The sequence below is a fragment of the Actinomycetes bacterium genome (assembly GCA_022396035.1).
GTDB lineage: Bacteria > Actinomycetota > Humimicrobiia > Humimicrobiales > Humimicrobiaceae > Halolacustris.
In genome coordinates this window covers 12,750-34,388 of sequence record JAIOXO010000003.1, presented here as the reverse complement: position 1 = coordinate 34,388, position 21,639 = coordinate 12,750, and the positions used below count along the sequence as shown (strand labels likewise).

18 protein-coding genes, 1 tRNA gene and 1 other annotated feature are annotated in these 21,639 nt (G+C 45.9%); all 19 genes read left to right on the top strand.

The genetic code is table 11. The features are described from left to right. The first annotated feature begins 16 nt into the window (after positions 1-16). The 19 genes from tmk (at position 17) to prmC (ending at position 21,594) form a co-directional block, all read left to right on the top strand. On the top strand, positions 17-652 hold the full coding sequence (gene tmk, locus K9H14_01820; protein MCG9478928.1) for a dTMP kinase: 636 nt from the start codon (positions 17-19) through the stop codon (positions 650-652). Continuing rightward, positions 636-1,655 (top strand): hypothetical protein, encoded by a 1,020-nt coding sequence (locus tag K9H14_01815; GenBank protein MCG9478927.1) that lies wholly within the window; start codon positions 636-638, stop codon positions 1,653-1,655. Before tmk ends, K9H14_01815 begins: the two co-directional genes overlap by 17 nt. After that, on the top strand, positions 1,652-2,485 hold the full coding sequence (locus K9H14_01810) for a stage 0 sporulation family protein (protein ID MCG9478926.1): 834 nt from the start codon (positions 1,652-1,654) through the stop codon (positions 2,483-2,485). The genes K9H14_01815 and K9H14_01810 overlap by 4 nt, the downstream gene beginning before the upstream one ends. Before the next feature lie 7 nt (positions 2,486-2,492). Next, positions 2,493-2,568: transfer RNA gene (locus tag K9H14_01805), tRNA-Thr, on the top strand. A 13-nt stretch (positions 2,569-2,581) separates the two neighbouring features. Continuing rightward, on the top strand, positions 2,582-4,219 hold the full coding sequence (argS, locus tag K9H14_01800) for an arginine--tRNA ligase (protein ID MCG9478925.1): 1,638 nt from the start codon (positions 2,582-2,584) through the stop codon (positions 4,217-4,219). Between the two features lie 24 nt (positions 4,220-4,243). After that, positions 4,244-5,557, top strand: coding sequence for a diaminopimelate decarboxylase (lysA, locus tag K9H14_01795; GenBank protein MCG9478924.1), 1,314 nt, complete (start codon positions 4,244-4,246; stop codon positions 5,555-5,557). Then, a complete protein-coding gene (locus tag K9H14_01790) occupies positions 5,547-6,863 on the top strand; it encodes a homoserine dehydrogenase (GenBank protein ID MCG9478923.1) in 1,317 nt (438 codons plus the stop codon). The genes lysA and K9H14_01790 overlap by 11 nt, the downstream gene beginning before the upstream one ends. Further along, a complete protein-coding gene (thrC, locus tag K9H14_01785; protein ID MCG9478922.1) occupies positions 6,863-8,362 on the top strand; it encodes a threonine synthase in 1,500 nt (499 codons plus the stop codon). The genes K9H14_01790 and thrC overlap by 1 nt, the downstream gene beginning before the upstream one ends. Beyond that, positions 8,362-9,579 (top strand): cofactor-independent phosphoglycerate mutase, encoded by a 1,218-nt coding sequence (locus K9H14_01780; GenBank protein ID MCG9478921.1) that lies wholly within the window; start codon positions 8,362-8,364, stop codon positions 9,577-9,579. The genes thrC and K9H14_01780 overlap by 1 nt, the downstream gene beginning before the upstream one ends. Further along, complete coding sequence (gene thrB / locus K9H14_01775; protein MCG9478920.1) at positions 9,572-10,456, top strand: homoserine kinase; 885 nt, start codon at positions 9,572-9,574, stop codon at positions 10,454-10,456. The genes K9H14_01780 and thrB overlap by 8 nt, the downstream gene beginning before the upstream one ends. A gap of 126 nt (positions 10,457-10,582) precedes the next feature. Next, entirely contained in the window at positions 10,583-11,500 is a 918-nt protein-coding gene (gene sppA, locus K9H14_01770; GenBank protein ID MCG9478919.1) for a signal peptide peptidase SppA, read from the top strand. 194 nt (positions 11,501-11,694) lie between these two features. Then, a complete protein-coding gene (locus K9H14_01765; GenBank protein ID MCG9478918.1) occupies positions 11,695-14,307 on the top strand; it encodes a diguanylate cyclase in 2,613 nt (870 codons plus the stop codon). 74 nt (positions 14,308-14,381) lie between these two features. After that, positions 14,382-14,633, top strand: a binding site (T-box leader). Positions 14,634-14,683: 50 nt separating this feature from the next. Continuing rightward, positions 14,684-16,036 carry a TrpB-like pyridoxal phosphate-dependent enzyme gene (locus K9H14_01760; GenBank protein MCG9478917.1) on the top strand — a complete coding sequence of 451 codons (1,353 nt, stop codon included), beginning with the start codon at positions 14,684-14,686 and terminating at the stop codon, positions 16,034-16,036. A gap of 328 nt (positions 16,037-16,364) precedes the next feature. Further along, positions 16,365-17,744, top strand: coding sequence for a transcription termination factor Rho (gene rho, locus K9H14_01755; protein ID MCG9478916.1), 1,380 nt, complete (start codon positions 16,365-16,367; stop codon positions 17,742-17,744). A gap of 86 nt (positions 17,745-17,830) precedes the next feature. After that, complete coding sequence (rpmE, locus tag K9H14_01750) at positions 17,831-18,037, top strand: 50S ribosomal protein L31 (protein MCG9478915.1); 207 nt, start codon at positions 17,831-17,833, stop codon at positions 18,035-18,037. Between the two features lie 9 nt (positions 18,038-18,046). After that, positions 18,047-18,730 (top strand): FAD-dependent thymidylate synthase, encoded by a 684-nt coding sequence (thyX, locus tag K9H14_01745; GenBank protein ID MCG9478914.1) that lies wholly within the window; start codon positions 18,047-18,049, stop codon positions 18,728-18,730. After that, complete coding sequence (locus K9H14_01740) at positions 18,723-19,631, top strand: DUF1385 domain-containing protein (protein ID MCG9478913.1); 909 nt, start codon at positions 18,723-18,725, stop codon at positions 19,629-19,631. The genes thyX and K9H14_01740 overlap by 8 nt, the downstream gene beginning before the upstream one ends. Further along, entirely contained in the window at positions 19,625-20,695 is a 1,071-nt protein-coding gene (gene prfA, locus K9H14_01735; GenBank protein ID MCG9478912.1) for a peptide chain release factor 1, read from the top strand. Before K9H14_01740 ends, prfA begins: the two co-directional genes overlap by 7 nt. A 2-nt stretch (positions 20,696-20,697) precedes the next feature. Further along, entirely contained in the window at positions 20,698-21,594 is an 897-nt protein-coding gene (prmC, locus tag K9H14_01730; protein ID MCG9478911.1) for a peptide chain release factor N(5)-glutamine methyltransferase, read from the top strand. Positions 21,595-21,639 lie beyond the last annotated feature (45 nt).

Below are 21,639 nucleotides of genomic sequence, written 5' to 3'. Positions count from 1 at the left end.
TTAAAATGTTTTCATCATGAAAGATAAAGACAAGGGTTGGTTTATAACATTTGAGGGCCTGGACGGCTCCGGCAAGAGCACCCAGATAAACATGGCCGAAAAATACCTTCAGTCCAGGGGTTTTGAGGTGGTATCTACTTTTGAGCCCGGAGGCACTCCTATAGGGGATAAAATCCGCAAGATTCTTCTGGACCGGGATAATGACGGTATGTGTGATAAGACCGAGATATGCTTATTTTTAGCTTCCAGGGCCCAGCTGGTATCCCAGGTTATAAAGCCGGCTTTAAGTGAGAAAAAAATAGTGCTGTGTGACCGGTTTTTTGATTCATCGGTGGCCTATCAGGGATTTGCCAGGGGACTGGGCGCGGACGAGATACTGGAGCTGAGCCTGTGGGCTACCGGAGGCCTGGTGCCTGACCTGACTTTTCTGCTGACCGTGGATATGTCCCATTCGGAGGCAAGGAAAAAGGAAAGAGGGTCTAGGCAGGACCGCCTGGAGTCACAGAAAGATGATTTCAAGCAGCAGGTACATGAGGGTTATCTGGAGATGGCGGTCCAGTTCAGGAACCGTTTTACAGTCATAGACGGAACCAGGAGCGTAGATGAGGTTTTCGAACTGGTCAGGGAAAAGTTAGATGAAATTGTTGGATAATTTAAATTATTTGGACAGTTCGGCCAGAAACCAGCTTAACTTAAGGCTGCTGGATTCGATGATAGGGGGCAAACTGCCCCACGCCTTCCTTTTCTGGGGGGCCGGCAGCAATCTTTACCCCCTGGCTCTGGCTTTTGCTGCCAGCATTAACTGCAGCAAGGGTGGTTGCGGCCACTGCCAGGTTTGCAGAAATACCTTAAAGGGCATTCATTCCAATCTGCTGGTAGTGGAAGCTGACGGCAACATACTTACCGTGGACAAGATAAAGCAGATACAGGATTATTGCAGCCTGACTCCCTTTGACGGCCAGAAGAAGGTGGTAATAGTCAGGGAGGCAGAGAGATTAAATGATGAAGCCTCCAATAAGTTTCTAAAAACCCTGGAGGATCCTCCGGGACCGGACTGCGTATTTATCCTCCTGTCGCCGCAGCCGGGAAGGCTGCTGGCAACCATTCAGTCCAGGTGCCTGCAGTTTGAATGGTCATTTACAGATGAAGACAGCCAACAGGTGCAGGTGGAAGAGCTGGAGGAGATTATTCATGCGGGTATGAAGAAAATAATACAGGGGGATCTCAAGACCATTCTGGGCCTGGGCAAACAGATAGGTGACATGCTGGACAGTTCAGCTCAGGAGCTTAAGCAAAAGCTAAAACAGCAGGCGAAAGATGAACAGGACCAGGACAGCCCGGACAAAAACCTTATAAAAAGAAAGGCAGCCCGGTTTAACCGGTTGGGCATGGAAAAGGTTTTTGATATAATAGTGGCCTGGCTGGAAGACATGGTGGCAGTTATGCTGGGTGCCGGCAGCAATGCACTGCATTATGGGAAAAATTATTCTTTTCTGGATTCCAGTCTTATGGGTGGCAGTGTGGATGATATTCTGGGCATACTGGAAAACATAGAGGAAAACCGGTACTATTTGAACCGCTCCATTAATTGCGAGCTGGTTTTGGACAGTATATTTCTAAGCCTGAGAAAGGCATTAAGAGGTGATAACAAATGAAGCCATGTATAGGCATAATATTTAGGGAAAACGGCAGGATACATTATTATGACTGCAACAGCATATGTGTGGAAGTAGGGGATAAAGTAATTTGCCATGTTGATGATTCCATAGAAATAGGAGAGGTAGCCAGCCCTCCCCAGGATATAGACGAGGAAGGCTTTCCCGAGCCCCTGACCAAGGTTATAAGGAAGGCCACCCATTACGATCTTTCCGTGGATGAAATAAATAAGAACAAGGAGGCGGAAGGCAATAAAAAATTTGAGCAGCTGGCCTCCAAGTACAAACTGCCCATGAAGCTGGTGGATGTTCACGTGATGTTTGATAAAAGCAAGATGATCTTCTATTTTACCTCGGAGAAGAGGGTGGATTTCAGGGATATGGTAAAGGAACTGGCCTCTACCTTTAAGATGCGTATAGAGCTAAGGCAGATCGGGGTAAGGGATGAAGCCAAAATAATCGGGGGGCTGGGGCCCTGCGGAAGGAAACTCTGCTGCAAGAGTTTCCTGTCCGATTTTGATTCCATATCCATCAAGATGGCCAAGGACCAGAACCTGCCCCTTAATCCCTTGAAGATTTCCGGTATTTGCGGCAGGCTGATGTGCTGCCTTAAATACGAGTATGAAGATTATGAAAAATTTATGGATAATGCTCCCGAGAGGGGAACCAGGGTAATGGTGGAACAGAAGGAAGGCTACATCTGTGGCTATGAGCCCCTGAAGGACTCGGTTATTGTAGAGATGGATAATAATAACCGTAAAACGGTTCCCCTGGACCAGATTACGATTATAGGCAAAGCACCTTACAGCGGAGACCGCACTGAAGATTAAACAATTTGCCGATGTAGCTCAATTGGCAGAGCAGCTCATTCGTAATGAGCAGGCTACCGGTTCAAGTCCGGTCATCGGCTCCAGGAAGGAGAAGCATTGATTATAAAGGATTTGTCCTCACGGCTTTCCCGTTATATAGGACAAATGGAAGCTGAAGGCACCGAAGAGGTACTGGATTCGGTAACCATAGGTGTTCCCAAGAATAGAAAATTCGGGGACCTGTTTACCAATGCAGCCATGGTGCTGGCCAAACCTTTAAGAAAAAACCCGATGCTTATAGCCGATCAGATGATTGAACAGCTGGAGCCGGTATGGGAACAGGCAGAAAATATGGAGGTGGTCAAGCCGGGCTTTATAAATTTCAGGCTTAAGGATGAGTTTATAAAATCCAGGCTGGCAGATATCGGCAGGCTGACCGGCGATTATGGACGAAACCGGGAGGGAGATTCGGTAAAGGTAAATATTGAATATGTAAGCTCCAACCCTACCGGGAACCTTCACATCGGCCACGGCAGGTGGGGGGTTCTGGGGGATGTGCTGGCCCGGCTCTATGCAGCTAACGGATACCAGGTAACCAGGGAATACTATGTAAATGATTATGGTACCCAGATACAGAAATTTGGGCAGTGTGCAGTCAGTCTGTACCGCAGCCATTTTGGGCAGGAGTGTGTTTATCCTGAAGATGGTTATCCCCGCGAGGCGGTACTCAGGGTGGTAGAATCCATTATTGAGAAGCAGGGAAGCCGGTTTCTGGAAGATATTAAAGACCTGGAAAAGTCGGCGGTGGATGCCATGGTGGGCGCCATCAGGGATACTCTTTCCAGCATGGGGGTAGATTTTGATGTATGGTTTAAGGAAAGCAGTCTGTACCAGGACAAAAATTTTGAGAAGGTTATAGATAAATTAGAAAAAAAAGATCTGGCTTACAGCAGCGAGGGCGCATTGTGGTTCAGGTCCAGCGACTATGGCGATGAAAAGGACCGGGTCATTGTGAGGAAGGAAGGGCAGCCCACCTATTTTGCTTCGGATATCATGTACCTTATGAACAAGGCGGAACGCGGGTTTGACCGTTTATTCTATATACTGGGAGCCGATCATCATGGATATGTGGACCGGCTGAAGGCTACAGCCCGGGCGCTGGGGCTACAGAAGGCAGAGCTCAATATCATTATCGGGCAGCTGGTAAGATTGGTTAAGAGCGGAAAACCGGTTAAGATGTCCAGGCGCAAGGGCAAGGTTTATACCCTTTCCGACCTTATAGATGAAGTGGGCAGGGATGCGGTGAGGTACTTTTTTGCTGCCAATTCATTTGATACCCCTATGGATTTTGATATAGATCTGGCCAAGCAGAAATCCAATCAGAATCCGGTTTTTTATGTGCAGTATGCCCATGCCAGGATAGAAAGCATACTGGATAAGGTAGGCAGGGAGCTGTCAATGGAAGATATAGACAGCGGTATGATTGATTTCAGCTCGGAAACCGAGAGGGAAATTGCCAAAAAACTGATATTTTTTCCGGATGAAGTATATAACGGGTGCGTAAATAATGCCCCTTATTTTCTAACCCAGTACCTTTATGGTCTGGCTTCCGATTTTCACTACTTTTATAACCATTACCGGATTATGGAGGGTGAAAAGATTAATACCCGGAGGCTGGCACTGGTGCTTTTAACCAAGCAGGTACTGGTAAATGGACTGGATATGCTGGGCATCAGCGCGCCATCTAAAATGTAATAATTTAAACAAGGGCGGTATTTTATGTTGTTACCTATAACCAGTACTGTAGATGATACAGGAATGCTGCATATAGCAGGCTGCAGCGCAAAAAGCCTGCAGGAAAAATATGGCACCCCTGTCTATATTATGGATGTGGCTACTATAAAGGAGCAATGTTCTCAGTACAGGTCCAGCTTTGATTTTGATGACTTGGAGTCAGAGATTATTTATGCTTCCAAGGCTTTTAGCAGTATTGCCATATGCCAGCTTATAGCTGAACAGGGACTCAGCATTGATGTGTCTACGGGAGGAGAGCTTTTTGTAGCTCTGGAAAGCGGTTTTGATCCGGCCAGGATTTATTTTCACGGTAATAACAAATCTTTGCAGGAGATACAGTACGGGCTGGAAAGTAATGTGGGGACGTTTGTAGTAGATAACCTGGATGAACTGGAGCAGCTGGCCAGTCTGGCCGATAAACAGCAGAAAAAACAGGATATCTTCTTAAGGATAACTCCGGGCATCAAAGCCTCTACCCATGAATATATTCAGACCGGAAAAATTGAATCCAAGTTTGGTTTTGGCATCCATAAGTCTATTGCCAGCCAGGCGGTTAAGAAGGCTCTGGAGTACGGCAGCCTTAATCTGGTAGGATTGCACAGCCATATCGGATCCCAGATCTTTAATCTATCCAGCTATGAAAAGCTTATAGATGTAATGCTTAAGTTTATACATTCTGTAAACACCACTATGGGTGCCGGTATAGCAGAGTTAAATATCGGGGGAGGCCTGGGAATAAGCTACACCCGTCAGGACAAGCCTCCGGCAATAAGCGAATTTGCCGATTTGGTGCATAATGCAGTAAGCAGGTATGGAGCCAGACATGGGGTAAAATTGAAGAAAATATATCTGGAACCGGGGAGATCCATAGTGGGCAATGCCGGGATTACCCTGTATGAGGCGGGAACTATTAAGCATATTCCCCATGTAAAGAACTATATCTCGGTTGACGGGGGGATGTCGGATAATATAAGGCCCATTCTCTACCAGGCCAGATATGATGCTTTCCTGGCAGAACGGATGAACGACAGGTTTCCTTCCGCTACCTATACCATAGTGGGCAAACACTGCGAGAGCGGTGATATACTGATAGAAGGCATTGATTTGCCAATTATAAATAAAGGTGATTTAATTGCAATTACAGCCACCGGTGCATATTGTTATTCTATGGCCAGCAATTACAACGGACAGACCAAAAGTGCGGTGGTGGCGGTAGAAGACGGCCAGAGCTGGCCCTGGATTGAAAGGCAGTCTTACCAGGATTTGGTAGCACATAATAAGGAGCTTTATGAAAAATAATGATTGGCAGCCGGTTAATATAGGAATGATAGGTTTTGGCTACATTGCCAGCGGGGTTTATTCACTGATAACCAACCAGGCTGAATATATAGCTAAAAAAATTGGCAAAAGGCTGAATGTAGTACGGATAGCAGAAAAGGACAGAAATAAGCTTAAGGATATCCCCGGCTTATCTTCGGTCAAGGTTTCCACCGATGCCAATGATATACTGCAGGATGACAGTATTGATATCGTGGTGGAGCTGATAGGGGGCATTGTGCCTGCCTATGATTTTGTTTCCAAGGCCCTTAGCGGGGGAAAATATGTGGTAACCGCCAACAAGGATTTGATTGCCAATAAGGGAAAGAAACTTTATGAGATGGCCCAGTCCTCTAATGTGGATATACTGTTTGAAGCCAGTGTTGGTGGCGGAATACCTATTATCGGGCCCATGAAATCTTCCCTTGCTTCCAATAATATCCACAAGATTGTGGGGGTGGTAAACGGAACCACCAATTATATACTCACCAGGATGGAGAAGGAGGGCCTGTCTTTTGCCGATGCTCTGAAGATGGCCCAGGACCTGGGTTATGCTGAAAAGGCCAATCCCTCTGCGGATATAGAGGGTTACGATGCAGCCTGCAAGCTGGCTATCCTGTCTTCAATAGCCTTTAATTCCAGGGTAGTTATGGATGATGTCTACCGGGAAGGAATTACTTCCATCACCATAGATGATATACGGAACGCGGAGGAAATGGGCTACAGGATAAAGCTGCTGGCCATAGGTGAAGAAAAAGAGGGCAGGATAAGCGCCAAGGTGCACCCGGCATTGATTCCGGCAAACCATATACTGGCCTCCATAGAAGATACCTATAATGCGGTATATGTGTACGGCAATTATGTGGGGGAGATAATGAGCTATGGAAGAGGCGCTGGTGACAGGCCTACTGCCAGCTCGGTAGTGGGGGATATTATAAAGATAGCCCGAAACCTGGACCGGGAAAATAAAGGCCCGATTTATGGCTGCAGCTGTTTTGAAGAGAAGAAGATAAAGCCTATTGATGATGATATCAGCAAGTTTTATCTGCTGGTTGATGTAGAGGACAGGCCTGGCGTGCTGGCCAAGATCGCCCGGGTGTTCGGGGATAATTCGGTAAGCATTAAATCCATGATACAGAAGCAGTCGGATAAGCAGCATACCGCCCGGCTTATATTTATTACCCATGAAGTGTTAAACAAAAACCTTTATAAGTCCATAAGCCAGGTGTCCAACCTGGATGTGGTGAATAAGGTATTAAATGTAATCAGGGTAGAGGATCTAAGCTGATGAAAAAGGGTATTGGCTACAGGAGTACCCGGGGCGGAGAGCCGGTTAGCTGTATCCAGGCCATACTAAGGGGTATTGCTCCAGACGGGGGCCTGTATGTGCCTGACCGCTTTCCCCGGTTTACGGGCAGCCTTAACCGTCTGGCCAAACTTGATTACCGCCAGGTGGCCGCTGAGGTTATGGGTGCCTTTTTCAGTGATTTCAGTACTGCTGAAATTGAGTCGGTGACAGAAGCTGCCTATGATGAAAAATTTGACCATCCTGATTTTGCCCCACTGGTAAAAAAGGGAGATTATTATTTCCTGGAACTGTTCCACGGCCCCACCCTGGCTTTCAAGGATATGGCTCTTTCAGTGTTGCCCCACCTGGTTAAACTGGCCCGGGACAAACAGGGCAGAAAAGAAGAAATGGTTATCCTTACCGCTACTTCCGGGGATACTGGAAAGGCTGCTTTGGAAGGGTTTGCAGATGTTCCGGGGACCAGGATCATTGTTTTTTATCCCCGTAGCGGGGTTAGCAGAATCCAGGAGCTGCAGATGATAACCCAGAAGGGGTCCAATACCCATGTGGTGGCTATCCAGGGCAATTTTGATGATGCCCAGAGGGGAGTAAAAGAGGTTTTTAGTGATGCTGGATTCAGCAAGCTGGCCTGCCAGAACGGTTTTTCTTTTTCTTCTGCCAATTCCATTAATATCGGCAGGCTTATTCCCCAGGTGGTTTATTACCTTTACTCTTACCTGAAACTGCTAACCAATGGTGATATCGGACCGGAAGAAGACTTTAATGTATGTGTTCCCACCGGAAATTTTGGCAATATACTGGCTGCCTATTATGCCAGAAGGTCAGGGGTGCCCATAGGCAGGCTCATATGTGCTTCCAATATAAATAATGTACTCTATGATTTTATAAATACCGGTACCTATGACAGTAACCGTAAGCTTATGCTTACCTCTTCTCCTTCCATGGACATACTGGTTTCCAGTAATCTGGAAAGGCTCCTTTACCATATAAGCGTAGCCGACTACAGGCTGGTGGCAGGGCTTATGGACAGCCTGGGTAAAAGCGGAAGCTATACCATAACCGCAAAGATGAAAGAGGGGCTTTCTGATTTTTATCCCGGTTTTGCTACCGAAGAAGAAACCAGGCAGGCTATCGCCAGGGCCTATAATAATCTGGGTTACCTTATAGATACCCATACTGCAGTAGGTTTTGATGTATGCCTGAAATATATGGCCAGGGGCGGGGACCGAAGAAAGAATGTTATTGTATCTACTGCCAGCCCTTTCAAGTTCCCGGCAGCGGTGCTTGAAGCTATTGGAGAAAAAGCGGAAGCTGCCGATGAGCTGGAGCTTATTGGCAGACTGTCGGAAGTTACCGGGGTACCTGTGCCTGAAAGCTTGAAACAGCTGGGCCAGCTGCCCATAAGGCATAAACAGGTTTGCAGCAGAGACCAGATAAAGCAACAGATTTCAAAGCTGCTGGGTATTGAGGGTGGATAATGAAATATGCAGTCATATTGATGGATGGAGCCGCCGGTTATCCCTTAAAGCAGCTGCAGGGTAAAACCTGTCTGCAGGCAGCCAGAAAGGTTAATATTGATTATCTGGCCAAGAGGAGCCTGCTGGGCATGGTTCGGACGGTACCCCGGGGTAAGGCTCCCGGCAGCGATATTGCCAACCTTTCGGTAATGGGCTATGATCCTTTAGTTTACCATACCGGAAGATCCCCCCTGGAAGCAGCCAGCATGGGTATAGACCTGGGCCAGGACCAAATTACTTTCCGCTGTAATCTGGTTACATTGGGCCAGGCAGAAAGTTATTCTAAAAGGCAGATGATAGATCACAGCGCAGGAGAAATAACTACCGCGGAATCCAGAAAACTTATAGCTGACCTGGCTGCAGAGCTGGAAAGCGACGGCATCAGGCTTTATCCGGGGGTTAGCTACCGGCATATAATAGTGTGGGACCAGGGGCCGGTGGATATAGAGTGCACTCCTCCCCATGATATACTGGGAAAGGAAGTGACCGGTTATTTGCCCCGGGGCCAGTCAGCGGACCTGGTCCTATCCATGATGGAAAAGAGTGTAGAATTTTTAAGCAGCCATCCTATAAATATGGCCAGGCAGTCTGAAGGCAAGAAGCCGGCTAATTCTATCTGGATATGGGGACAAGGCACAAAACCCAGGCTGGATTCTTTTTATGACAAATACGGGTTGCAGGGCGCAGTTATATCTGCGGTGGATTTGGTTAAGGGAATAGGAATATGTGCCGGGCTTGAGCCGGTAGAGGTTCAGGGAGCCACCGGCAATTTACATACCAATTTTGAAGGCAAGGCCAAGGCAGCCGTAGACCAGCTTAAAAAAACCGATTTTGTATATGTACATATCGAAGCTCCGGATGAATGCGGGCACCAGGGAGACTTCCAGGGCAAGATAGAAGCTATAGAACGAATAGATGAGCGGGTGATAGGGCCGATTTACAGCTGGCTTGATTCAAGCAGGAAAGATTTCAAGATTATGGTTTTACCCGATCATCCCACACCCATAGCTTTGCGGACCCATACCGCCGAGCCGGTTCCTTTCCTGATATATAACCATCAGGAAAAAACAGGTGAATCCGGCGCTTCCTATGATGAATTTTGGCCTGCCGAATACGGCATGCATATAGATGAAGGCCATAAGCTTATGGATTTACTTATAGGTAAAAAAAATGAATAAAAAGTATCTGTTTTCGGTTAGGGCCTGCGCCAGCTCTGCCAATCTGGGGCCGGGTTTTGACCGGGCGGCTATAGCTTTAAACATTTTTAACCGGTACCGGGTTGCTGGTTTTAAGGCTGGATTTGAAGTGAGAGATTTAAGGCGGGGCCAGCCAGCTGCTGTTGAAGGCAGCCTGATGGTTAAAGCCATAAAGCATACCCTCAAAACATGCGGCCATAGTCTGGAGAAGGGGCTGGCAATAGATTTTGAGCAGGATATTATCCCCGGTGCAGGGTTGGGGAGCAGCGCTGCTGAGATAGTGGGGGCAATAATGATAACGGACCGGGCATACCGCCTGGGACTGGATGCCGGCAGCAGGCTGGATATAGCCCAGGCCCTGGAACATCATCCTGATAATGTGGCAGCAGCTCTGGGGGGAGGGATGGTGGTTTGTTACCGGGATAAGGGCCGGTATCATTACCAGAAGGTTGCTGTATGCCCCCAGCTTGAAATTCTTTTGTTTGTACCCCGGTCCGGGGTAGTAACCGAAAAAGCCAGGCACCTTATACCGCAAAAAATTCCGGTAGCTGATGCTACTGACAATATTGCCAATTTCTGCCTGTTAACCGAAGCTCTCAAGAAAGGGGATCTGGAGCGGGCTGCAATTTTTATCAAAGACAGGATTCACCAGCCTTACCGTTCAGGCATTTATCCCCGCTCCATGGAGCTGGTTAACCGGCTCCTTGATGATTATGGTATTCCTGCTGCCATAAGCGGTTCGGGGCCGTCGGTAGTTGCCTTTTTTCACCGGAACATCCGGTTGGCAGAAGGCCTGGAATTTGAGGGCTTTAACCTAATCCGGACCAGCATAGATTTTAATGGCAGTATGTACTATTGATTACCGGGGGCAATATTTAGGCAGTGCAGGGGTTAAAGAAACTTCCAGCAGGGAAGTTTTAGCCGGAGAAGATAATTATTAGATAATTTGTTAAAATAAATTTAATTTGATAGGGATTAAAATATTATGGCAAAGATGAGTACAGGTAAAATAGCGGGCATAGTTATTGGCAGTCTTCTGGTTCTGTTTCTTTTTTGTGGCGGCTGCTTTATCCTGGGATTATTGTCTTCAAGTTTTTCATCAGGCTATAGCGGAGGGGCAAATATATACCAGATCAGGATAGACGGGGTTATATCCGCTACCTCCCAGGCCAGCCTGCTAAGCGGGCAGACCACTACTCCCGAACAGATAATATCCCAGCTGGAGGCAGCGGAGAGAGACAGGGCTATCAGGGCTATACTGTTAAGGATCAACAGTCCCGGGGGCAGCCCCGCCGCTTCCCAGGAAATCTATGAAGAAATAAAGCGGGCTTCCAAGCCGGTAGTAGTATCGGTTGCCGATACCTGCGCTTCTGGCGCTTATTACATTGCCTGCGCAGCCGACCATATTGTGGCTAACCGTTCTTCGTCGGTGGGAAGTATCGGAGTGATTCTGCAGGTAGCCAACCTGGAAGGGCTCTATGATAAGCTGGGGGTAGAATATACCACTATCAAGCAGGGAAAGTATAAGGATATCGGCAGTTCCAGCAGGGATATGACTGCAGAGGAGAAACAGCTTTTAGAACAGCAGACCAAACAAATTTATAACCAGTTTATACAGGATGTGGCAGAAAGCAGGGGCATGGAGACAGAGGAGGTCAGGCAGCTGGCTACCGGCTGGACCTATATAGGAACCGAAGCTTTAGATCTGGGTCTCATAGACCAGCTGGGAAATTACAAGGATGCCATAGACACAGCTGCCAGCCTGGGAGGTATAGAAGGGGAGCCGGTAATAACCGGCAGACAGCAGTTTTCTCTATGGGACATGGTGTTAGGTTATTATGTCAGCGGCCTTTATGAGCGGATTTACGGCAGTAATGTGCTGGAAGGATATGTCTACCGGTAGAACAGATGTTTTGATATAATAATAGTATAACAGGCGGCCTGGCTTGGTGGTTTTTAACCGCCAGGCCATTATTGTTTTACAGGTTTATAAAAATTTTTCTTTATATAATCAATCATATAAATAGTAGACAAATAATTAATAATTAGTTATTATAAATTTTGTAATAATAATTAATTATAATATTTATACATTGCATGAAGGATTTTAAGAAAATCACCGATTCCCTGGTCTACCCCCTGTTTGTAATAAATCCCGCCGGAGAAATACTTTTTGCCAGCAAAGCTGCCTGTAAAAAATGGAAGAGGGATTTTAACCATAACCATAAAACTTTAAGTTTTTTTAAATTGTTTGAGGAAAACTGCGCTCTGGTGCTCTCAGATATTTTAGACCACTTGGGCGCCTCGGACCAAAATGAGACCATCACCTGCAATATGGCAGTGAGCCAGGAGGAAGAAAAAGTTCTGATAAACCTGGGAACCATAAGTGGCAGTACTAATTTCAGCGCCACTATACTGGAGCCTGAATTTACCGGAGAGGAAAGGGAGCAGGTATATTATCAGCTTGGTTTTGAAAAAATGGTAACCAGGCTGTCCAATGAATTTATTGCTTCCGGCCGCCAGGATCTGGGGTCAAGGTTGACCAGGGTGCTCCGGCTGCTGGACCAGTATACGGGCATTGACCGGAGCCTGGTTTATCTGCTGGACCAGGACGGAAAGAAGTTTGTAAAGAGTTTTAGCTGGGGCATAAAGGATGATAAACCGAAAAATATGGATACCCGCCGTTACCAGTGGTGGTTTAATAAGATCAATAATCTGGAGTCCATTTATGAGCAGGACATCAATAACCTGCCCCAATCTGCAGAGCCGGAAAAAAAATTGCTGAAGCGCCACCAGGTCAAATCATTTCTGACCTTACCGCTGGCGGTAAACAATCAGGCTTTTGGGTTTATAAGGTTTGATTTTTTAAACAGAGACGGGAGTTTAAACAACTACCAGCTTTATCTTCTCAAAATGATAAGTGAAGGGATAGCCAATTATCTGGAAAGACATCGGCTGGAAAAAGAACTGGATAAGAAGAGCAACCTTTATAATATTTTCTTTAACAATACCATGGATATGGTATTTCTAAAGGATGCAAAATTCAGGTATGTGATGGTTAATGATGTCATGGCCCAGTTTTACAGCAGGCCTGCCTCAGAGGTTGCAGGCAAGACTGATTTTCAGCTTGTGGATAGACAATCTGCCAGAAATTGCCGTAAATCCGATATCCAAGCCTTAAACAGTGTAAAGGTGGTTACCAGCGTAGAAAAAATTGGGGGTTCCATATATGAGACCAGGAAATTTGGGCTGGATGTATCTGAGGGGCAGAAAATGATAGGAGGTTATATCCGGGATGTAACTTATTTAAGTGATATATTGAAAAAACTGAATGAAAGCAGGGAAAAATACCGCCTTATAGTGGATAACCAGACCGAGCTTATAGATAAACTGGATTTTGAGGGAACGATACTATATGCCAGCCCCTCCTATTGCAGGTTTTACGGAAAAAGTGAACAAGAAATCCTGGGCACTAACTTTTTAGATAATGTAGAGCCCCGGCAGAGAAAAGAAGCCAGGGAAGCTTTTAAACAGGCTACCAGGCCCCCCTATATCTCCTATTCTCTGCAGCCGCATAATGTAGGAGGCAGAAAAAAATGGGTATCCTGGATTAACAAGGGGGTGCTGGACAGCCAGGGCAGCCTTCTGTATGTAATTGGCTCGGGAAGGGATGTAACCGAACACAGAAAAACCGAACAGCAGAGAGAATTTTTATCTTTCCATGATAATTTTACCTCCCTTTATACCCGTAGCTATTTTATGGAGGAGCTTAAGAAGCAAATCAGGCAAAAAAGGTATCCCTTAACCCTGGTACTGGGAGACATAAACGGGCTGAAGCTGGTAAACAGCAGCTTTGGCCAGGACGAAGGAGACAATATTATTCTGGCTGTTTCCCATGTATTAAAATCAGCCTTGAGAAAAGGTGAAGTAATTGCCAGGTGGGGAGGGGATTCTTTTGCCATCCTTTTATCCTATACCGGGAAAGAGCAGTCGGAAATTATAATTTCCAGGATTAACCAAAAGTTAGCCGAACAGGATTTTGTGGTACCTATAACCATATCTTTTGCAGTTTCCACCAAGACCAGGCATGATGATGAGGTTAACCTTATTAAGGATGCCGAGGATCGCTTGATGGGCAAGAAACTGTTTAACAAAGCCAGCTCCCACAGCGCCATAATTACCTCCCTGGAGAGGGCTTTAAAGGAAAGGGATTATGAGACCGAAGAACATGTACGGAGGATGAAAAAATACAGCCTGAAGCTGGGCAAGACCCTGAGACTGTCGGAAGACAAAATTAATCACCTTATACTCCTGGCCACCCTGCATGATATAGGGAAGATCTCCATTCCTGACAATATTGTATTAAAACCGGGTAAACTGAGCAGCGAAGAGTGGAAAATTATGAAAACCCACTCCGAGATAGGTTATCGGATTGCTGAATCCAGCCCCAACCTGAAGCATATTGCCAGGGGCATCCTTAACCATCATGAAAGATGGGACGGCACCGGTTATCCTGAAGGCCTGAAAGGGGAAAACATACCGCTCCTGCCCCGCATCATTGCAGTGGTAGATGCCTATGATGCCATGACCAATGACCGCCCCTACAAGGGAGCTATGAGCAAGCAGCAGGCTATAGAAGAGCTGAAGCGGTGTTCAGACAGCCAGTTTGATCCCTATATAGTAAAGAGATTTATAGAGCTTATAAAATAGGGGCGAAAAAAATATTAGACAAAACAATTTGGTTGTGCTATATTTCAATTTACCTTGAAAATTGAATAGCGCCAATAAAGCCTGAGAGCAGAAGTAGTAAGTGCCAAGCGGCATACAGAGAGCCACTAGCCGGTGAGAAAGTGGCTGCAGTGCTGGTTACTGAATGGGTCTGTGAGGCGCCCGGCTAAAATCAAGAGAAAGTAAGCCGGGACGGATTCCTCCGTTATCAAAGGATAGGGTATGGTTATGTACCCGATGAGAGCACTTTAAACCAGGTTTAAAGTGAAGTAGAGTGGCACCGCGAGAATCAACCTCTCGTCTCTACATACAGTAGAGATTATGAGAGGTTTTTTTATTTTACCAAGAAAGGAGAAACATGAGTGATAAAAAAATAATACTATCAGAAAGTGAAATGCCCCGGCAGTGGTACAATATTAATCCTGATCTGCCCAAACCGCTGGACCCCCCCCTGAACCCCCAGACCGGTAAACCGCTTACCCCCGAGGATCTGTCGGTGCTGTTTCCCATGGAACTTATTAAACAGGAGGTAAGCATGGAAAGATTTATAGACATTCCGGAGGAACTTCTAAAAATCTATTCCATCTGGAGACCCACCCCCCTGGTAAGGGCAGAAAGGCTGGAACAGTACCTGGATACCCCGGCCAAAATTTTCTACAAGAATGAAAGCGTCAGCCCTCCCGGAAGCCATAAGCCCAATACGGCAGTAGCCCAGGCTTATTTCAATAAGAAAGAGGGAATAAACCGGCTTACTACTGAGACCGGAGCCGGCCAGTGGGGAAGCGCTCTGGCTTTTGCCTGCAATATGCTGGATATGGAGCTTATCGTTTATATGGTAAGGGTAAGCTATGACCAGAAGCCCTACCGTAAATACATGATGAAGATATGGGGTGCAGATGTTTTTGCTTCTCCTTCTGAAAATACTGAAACCGGCAGAAGGATACTGGCTGAAGACCCCAATACTTCAGGCAGTCTGGGTATGGCTATCAGTGAAGCGGTAGAAGATGCGGCAAAGGATGAAAAAACCCATTATTCTCTGGGCAGCGTTCTCAATCATGTGCTTATGCACCAGACCATTATCGGGCTGGAAACCAAGAAGCAGTTTGAAAAGGCCGGGCTTTCTCCTGACATCCTTATAGGATGTGTAGGTGGAGGAAGCAATTTCGGAGGATTTGCTTTCCCCTTTGTAACTGATAAGATGGCGGGCAAAGACATAAGGATTATTGCTGTAGAGCCTATTGCCTGCCCTACCTTAACCAAGGGCCCATTTGCCTATGATTATGGAGATACGGCCAAGATGGCTCCTATTGTTAAAATGTATACTCTGGGCCATGATTTTGTTCCGGCTCCCATACATTCGGGAGGTTTGAGGTATCATGGTATGTCACCGCAGGTAAGCCTGCTGCATAATGAGAAGATTATAGAGGCAGTGGCTTATCCCCAGAATCCGGTTTTTGAAGCTTCCCTCATGTTTGCCAAGACTGAAGGAATAATACCGGCGCCGGAGACCGCACATGCCATAAAGGCTGCGGTAGACGAGGCCTTAAATTGCAAGGAAAGCGGCGAGGAGAAGGTAATTGCCTTCAATTTCAGCGGGCATGGACATTTCGATCTGACTTCCTACCAGAAATATCTGGAAGGCGATCTGGAGGATTATGAATATCCTGATGAAATGATTAAGAAATCCTTGGATAAGCTGCCAAAATACTAAAATAGCTTTAATTGATGCCCCGGTATAATTGTTATACCCATTATACCGGGGCATTTACAGAAAATAACATGACAGAAAATAACTCTTGATTTTTTTATTATTTGCATATATTATCAATTAAATTAACCAATATTTAATTTATGGGCTTTCTTCGTCCTTGACTGTTTTTTTTCAAAAAGTGGTGATAGTTGTGCAGATTTGCACTGACCCAAGTAATATCTAATTATATCCTATTTAAACGACTTTAAATTAAACAAATTTTAAAAGAAATTACATAAATACAGGTACATCTAAAAACTTTATTTAGAAAGGTGAGGTATGTTTTAGCATGAATGAATTTAATAAAGAAATGTTAAGCTCAAAAAAATTGCTGAGCTTAAGGGAGATGGCTAAAGAGCTTGATATTAGCGGTTTTTCAAAATATAAGAAGGATGAACTGATAGAGAAGATACTGGAAACTATATCCGATGATGGCAGGAAAACAGAAACCAGAGAAAAACCCAAACCAGAACCAAAACCAAAAGCAGCCACTGAAAGGACTTTTATAAAAAGTGAGGGAAGAACCAAGGAGCTGGAGGTATATGAAGAGAGAATGGTAGGCATTCTGGATATACTTGCCGACGGCTATGGTTTTTTGAGGGTAAGCGGATACCTTCCCGGAGCCAAGGATATCTATGTTTCCCAGTCACAGATCAGAAGGTTCAAACTGCGTCAGGGCGATGAGGTGTTTGGCCAGGTAAGGCCGCCCAAAGATAGTGAAAAATACAATGCCCTTATAAGGATTGAGAAGGTTAATGGCGGAGACCCCGAGTTTATAAGGAGGAGGGCTCCTTTTGAAGTCCTGACTCCTATATATCCCCTGGAAAGGATGAGGCTGGAAACTACTGCCGGCGGGCTGGCTCCCAGGGTAATTGACCTTATAGCTCCCATAGGAAAGGGACAGAGGGGATTGATAGTTTCTCCTCCCAAGGCAGGAAAGACTACTATTCTAAAAGAGATAGCCAACAGTGTTTCTGTAAATAATCCGGAAGTACATATAATTGTACTGCTGGTCGATGAGAGGCCGGAGGAAGTTACCGATATGGAAAGATCGGTAAAGGGAGAGGTAATTTCTTCTACTTTTGACCAGCCGTCAGATAACCATATCCAGGTGGCCGAACTGGTGCTGCAGAGAGCCAAAAGGCTGGTAGAGCATGGTAAGGATGTATTGATACTGCTGGACAGTATTACCAGGCTGGCCAGGGCTTACAACCTGTCTATTCCCGCCAGCGGAAGGGTTCTTTCCGGTGGTGTAGATTCTACTGCCCTGTTTCCACCCAAGAGTTTCTTCGGGGCGGCCAGAAATATTGAAGATGGCGGAAGCCTGACCATACTGGCTACCGCCCTTATTGAAACCGGCAGCCGTATGGACGATGTAATTTTTGAAGAATTTAAGGGTACCGGAAACTTGGAGATAAAACTGGACAGGATGCTTGCCGATAAGAGGATATTCCCTGCTATTGACATAACCAAGTCCGGAACCAGAAAAGAAGAGCTGCTCATGGACGATGATGAAGCTTCCCAGGTATGGAGGCTCAGAAGAATCATACATGAAAAAGAGCCGGAGGTAGCTATAGAACAGCTGATAGATTATGTCAGGAAGACCAAGTCCAACCAGGATTTCTTAAATGCGCTTAAGGCCAGTTTCCAGAATAATAAAACTTTCTAGCCACATATAGGTTAGTGACTTAGTTGCATTTTTATGCTATCATGTTTGATTTGAATAATTTGAATATTTACTAAGAGGTGTTTTTTATGAAAAGCGGAATACATCCACAATATTATGACTGTAAGGTTACCTGTTCCTGCGGCAATACTTTCCAGACCAGGTCAACCCAGAAAGAGCTAAAAGTGGAAATATGCTCTAACTGCCACCCATTTTATACCGGCAAGCAGAAGCTGGTAGATTCAGGCGGCAGGGTAGAGAGATTTAAGAAGAGATTAACTAAAAAGAAAAAGTAAGGCCGGCTCATGAAATTAAAATTATTAAGGCATACCCCCCAGCCGGAGAGAATGGTCGCTCTTGCCGCCAGACTTTGTTATTCTCCGGTAGGGATAGAAGAGCTGGATGAAAAATTAAGTGATGAGGAAGTTAACAAGCTGGTCAGGTTTGTAGTTAAAAGCGGCCATCTTTCAACTATCGAACATATCAGTTTTACTTTCGCCATAGAGGGAGTCTCCCGGGCACTTACCCATCAGCTGGTAAGACACCGTCTGGCTTCTTATAACCAGCAGTCCCAGAGGTATGTAAAGTTTAAAGAAGGGCTTGACTATGTTGTGCCCTTCAGTATACAGGATGATGCCAAGGCCAATGCATTGTTTGAGGATATGGTCGAATCCACCCATAAATTGTATAAGCAGATGCTGGATATGGGCATTGAGGCAGAAGATGCCAGGTATATACTTCCCAATGCTTCGGAAACTAAAATTGTAGTTACCATGAACGGCAGGGAACTGCTTCATTTTTTTACGGTCCGATGCTGTAACCGCGCCCAGTGGGAGATAAGGGAACTGGCTACTGCCATGCTCAGAATGGTTAAGAAAGTTAGCCCGGTAGTGTTTGAAAAGGCAGGTCCCAACTGCCTTAGTGGCCCCTGCCCGGAGGGCAAGTTCCAGTGCGGCCACCCTCCGAAAGCCAGTGATTTTGATGCATAACCACAACTGCCAGATAGGGGGTCAGGCAGTTATAGAGGGAGTAATGATGAAAAGCCGCCATTTCTGGGCACTGGCGGTAAGACGGCCGGACAAAACCATTTCTACCTCTGTTTACAGGTCAAGTCCCCTGCAGGAGAAATATCCTTTTTTAGGATGGCCTTTTATCAGGGGTATTGTTACTCTGGTGGAGACCATGACTCTGGGTTTTAAGGCTATCAGCTTTTCGGTGAATGAAGCCACCGAAGAAGAGATCCAGTTTTCCAAAAAAGAGATGGTTATATCCATAATTATTGCTTTAATATTTTCAGTGGGTGTATTCTTTGTGCTCCCTACTTTGATTGGCAGGACTTTCAGTGAAAGCTTTCCCAATGCTTTTGTTTACAATCTGCTGGAGGGCTTGATCAGGATAGGATTTTTCCTGGCCTATATTGCCATTATATCTTCCATAAAGGATATAAAAAGGCTGTTTCAGTATCATGGGGCAGAGCATAAGACTATCCAGGGATATGAGGGCGGAGCAGACCTGATTCCGGATAAAGTTAGAAATTACAGCCGGCTGCATGTAAGATGCGGGACCAGTTTTCTGCTGATAGTGATGGTGGTGGCTATATTTGTATTTGCCCTGCTGGGGAAGCCTCCTCTGGCACTGCGCCTGCTTTCCAGGATTGTGCTTATACCGGTTATTTCCGGTATATCCTATGAATTGATAAAACTGGCGGGCAAATTCAGCCGGAACAAGATAGTCAATGCCATTTTTTATCCCGGTCTGCTGTTGCAGAGGATGACCACCAGAGAACCGGATGACAGCCAGCTGGAGGTTGCCATACAATCTTTTAAGACTGTGCTGGAAGCAGAACAGAGTCTAGATAAAGGAAGTGATAAACAATGCCAGAACTGTTAGAGAAACTGGAAGTTTATGAGCAAAAATACAAGCAGCTGATGAAAAAAATGAGCGATCCGGAAGTAAGCTCGGATCCATCAAAGATAAAAGAATACGGCAAAAAAATTTCTGAACTGGAACAGGCGGCCAAAACTTCTGCAGAATACCGCAACCTACTGAGTTCCATAGATGATATCAAAGAAATGCAGCAGACAGAAGAAGACAGCGACATGAAGTCTTATCTGGAAGAGGAGCTCAATAAGAACCTTCAGCAGAAACAAAAACTGGAAAAAAACATCAAATTGCTGCTGTCTCCCAAGGATCCCAATGACCAGAAGAATGTAATTATTGAAGTCAGGGCGGGAGCAGGCGGAGATGAAGCTGCCCTTTTTGCCGGTGACCTGTATAGGATGTATACCAAATATGCTGACAGTAGAGGCTGGAGACATGAAGTATTAAGCTCAAATTCACTGGGCATTGGCGGTTTCAAGGAGATAATTTTCAGTGTTGAGGGCAAACAGGTTTACGGAACCATGAAGTATGAATCCGGGGTGCACCGGGTACAGAGAATACCGGTTACCGAGTCGGGAGGAAGGATTCACACTTCTACAGCTACAGTGGCAGTTATGGCTGAAGCTGAAGATATAGAGGTAACCCTGGACCCCCAGGACGTAAGGGTAGATGTCTACAGGTCCAGCGGCCCCGGAGGCCAGTCGGTTAATACTACTGATTCAGCAGTAAGGCTTACCCATGTGCCTACCGGTATAGTGGTAAGCTGCCAGGATGAGAAGTCCCAGCTGCAGAATAAGGAGAAGGCATTCAGGATACTCAGGACCCGGATCAGGGAGATAGAAGAACAGAAGCAGATGGATAAGCAGACTGAAAACAGGAGGCTGCAGATAGGCAGTGGTGACAGGAGCGAAAGAATCAGGACCTACAATTTTCCCCAGGGAAGGATTACCGACCACCGCATAAACCTGACTGTCTATAAGCTGGATAATGTTTTAAACGGCGATTTGTCTGAACTGATTGAATCTCTTAAGGTCGAGGACGAAGCCAAAAAAATTGAAAAAATAGGGGCATAATCTTGCCGGCCTGGACTGTAAAGAGGTTACTGGAATGGGGGATAGAATACTTTTCCCAGAAACAGGTTTCCCAGCCCCGGCTTTCTGCCGAACTTCTTCTAAGTTCGGTACTGAATCTTTCCCGGATGAAGCTGTACCTAAATTATGACTACCAGCTTTCAGAACCGGAACTCAAGCAGTTTAAAAAACTTATACTCAAGAGGCTGGACCATGTCCCCATACAGTATATACTGGGCCAGGCTCATTTCAGGAACATCAGCCTTAAGGTGAACAGCCAGGTGCTGATACCCCGGCCCGAAACCGAGTTGCTGGTGGATAAGGCCCTGGAGATTATAACTGACTTAAAACCGAGCAAGATAAACATACTGGAGGTGGGCACCGGCAGCGGAGCCATAGCCATAAGTCTGGCCCAGGAAATTGCCGAGGATATAGATATTAACCTGGTGGCTACCGATAACAGCAGCCAGGCTATAGAGCTGGCCACTGAAAATGCTGAAGCAGTACTGGGGTCTAAGGCTACAAAAATTGAATTTATCACTGCGGATGTGGTTCCCGGGGATAGCAAATTCTTAGAAAAATACAGGCAAAAAATTAATGTGGTAATATCCAATCCTCCCTATATTTCAGAGGAGAACTATAAGCAGCTGGATCGGGAGATAACAGAATATGAGCCCCGCAATGCCCTGGTGGGAGGAGCCACCGGCAGTGAGGCTTATGAGCATATATTTGAAGCAGTGAAGCCGCTTTTATCTGATTCTTGCGGCTATTTGGTATTAGAGGTGGATCCGCTGGTATCAGATAAAGCCCGGGATTTATGCCGGAATATTATTAATCCGGTTTCGGTGGAGATAAAAAAAGATTATAATCAAAAAGATAGAATACTTTTAGCCAGAACCTAGTGGTGGCATTATAGGGTTGGGCCGGCAGGCTTCTGCTGGCTGATA

Excerpts from the sequence above, each read along its gene's own strand:
- tmk (MCG9478928.1), top strand. The coding sequence starts at position 17 with ATGAAAGATAAAGACAAGGGTTGGTTTATAACATTTGAGGGCCTGGAC.
- K9H14_01815 (MCG9478927.1), top strand. The coding sequence starts at position 636 with ATGAAATTGTTGGATAATTTAAATTATTTGGACAGTTCGGCCAGAAAC.
- K9H14_01810 (MCG9478926.1), top strand. The coding sequence starts at position 1,652 with ATGAAGCCATGTATAGGCATAATATTTAGGGAAAACGGCAGGATACAT.
- lysA (MCG9478924.1), top strand. The coding sequence starts at position 4,244 with ATGTTGTTACCTATAACCAGTACTGTAGATGATACAGGAATGCTGCAT.
- K9H14_01790 (MCG9478923.1), top strand. The coding sequence starts at position 5,547 with ATGAAAAATAATGATTGGCAGCCGGTTAATATAGGAATGATAGGTTTT.
- thrC (MCG9478922.1), top strand. The coding sequence starts at position 6,863 with ATGAAAAAGGGTATTGGCTACAGGAGTACCCGGGGCGGAGAGCCGGTT.
- K9H14_01780 (MCG9478921.1), top strand. The coding sequence starts at position 8,362 with ATGAAATATGCAGTCATATTGATGGATGGAGCCGCCGGTTATCCCTTA.
- thrB (MCG9478920.1), top strand. The coding sequence starts at position 9,572 with ATGAATAAAAAGTATCTGTTTTCGGTTAGGGCCTGCGCCAGCTCTGCC.
- sppA (MCG9478919.1), top strand. The coding sequence starts at position 10,583 with ATGGCAAAGATGAGTACAGGTAAAATAGCGGGCATAGTTATTGGCAGT.
- K9H14_01765 (MCG9478918.1), top strand. The coding sequence starts at position 11,695 with ATGAAGGATTTTAAGAAAATCACCGATTCCCTGGTCTACCCCCTGTTT.
- K9H14_01760 (MCG9478917.1), top strand. The coding sequence starts at position 14,684 with ATGAGTGATAAAAAAATAATACTATCAGAAAGTGAAATGCCCCGGCAG.
- rho (MCG9478916.1), top strand. The coding sequence starts at position 16,365 with ATGAATGAATTTAATAAAGAAATGTTAAGCTCAAAAAAATTGCTGAGC.
- rpmE (MCG9478915.1), top strand. The coding sequence starts at position 17,831 with ATGAAAAGCGGAATACATCCACAATATTATGACTGTAAGGTTACCTGT.
- thyX (MCG9478914.1), top strand. The coding sequence starts at position 18,047 with ATGAAATTAAAATTATTAAGGCATACCCCCCAGCCGGAGAGAATGGTC.
- K9H14_01740 (MCG9478913.1), top strand. The coding sequence starts at position 18,723 with ATGCATAACCACAACTGCCAGATAGGGGGTCAGGCAGTTATAGAGGGA.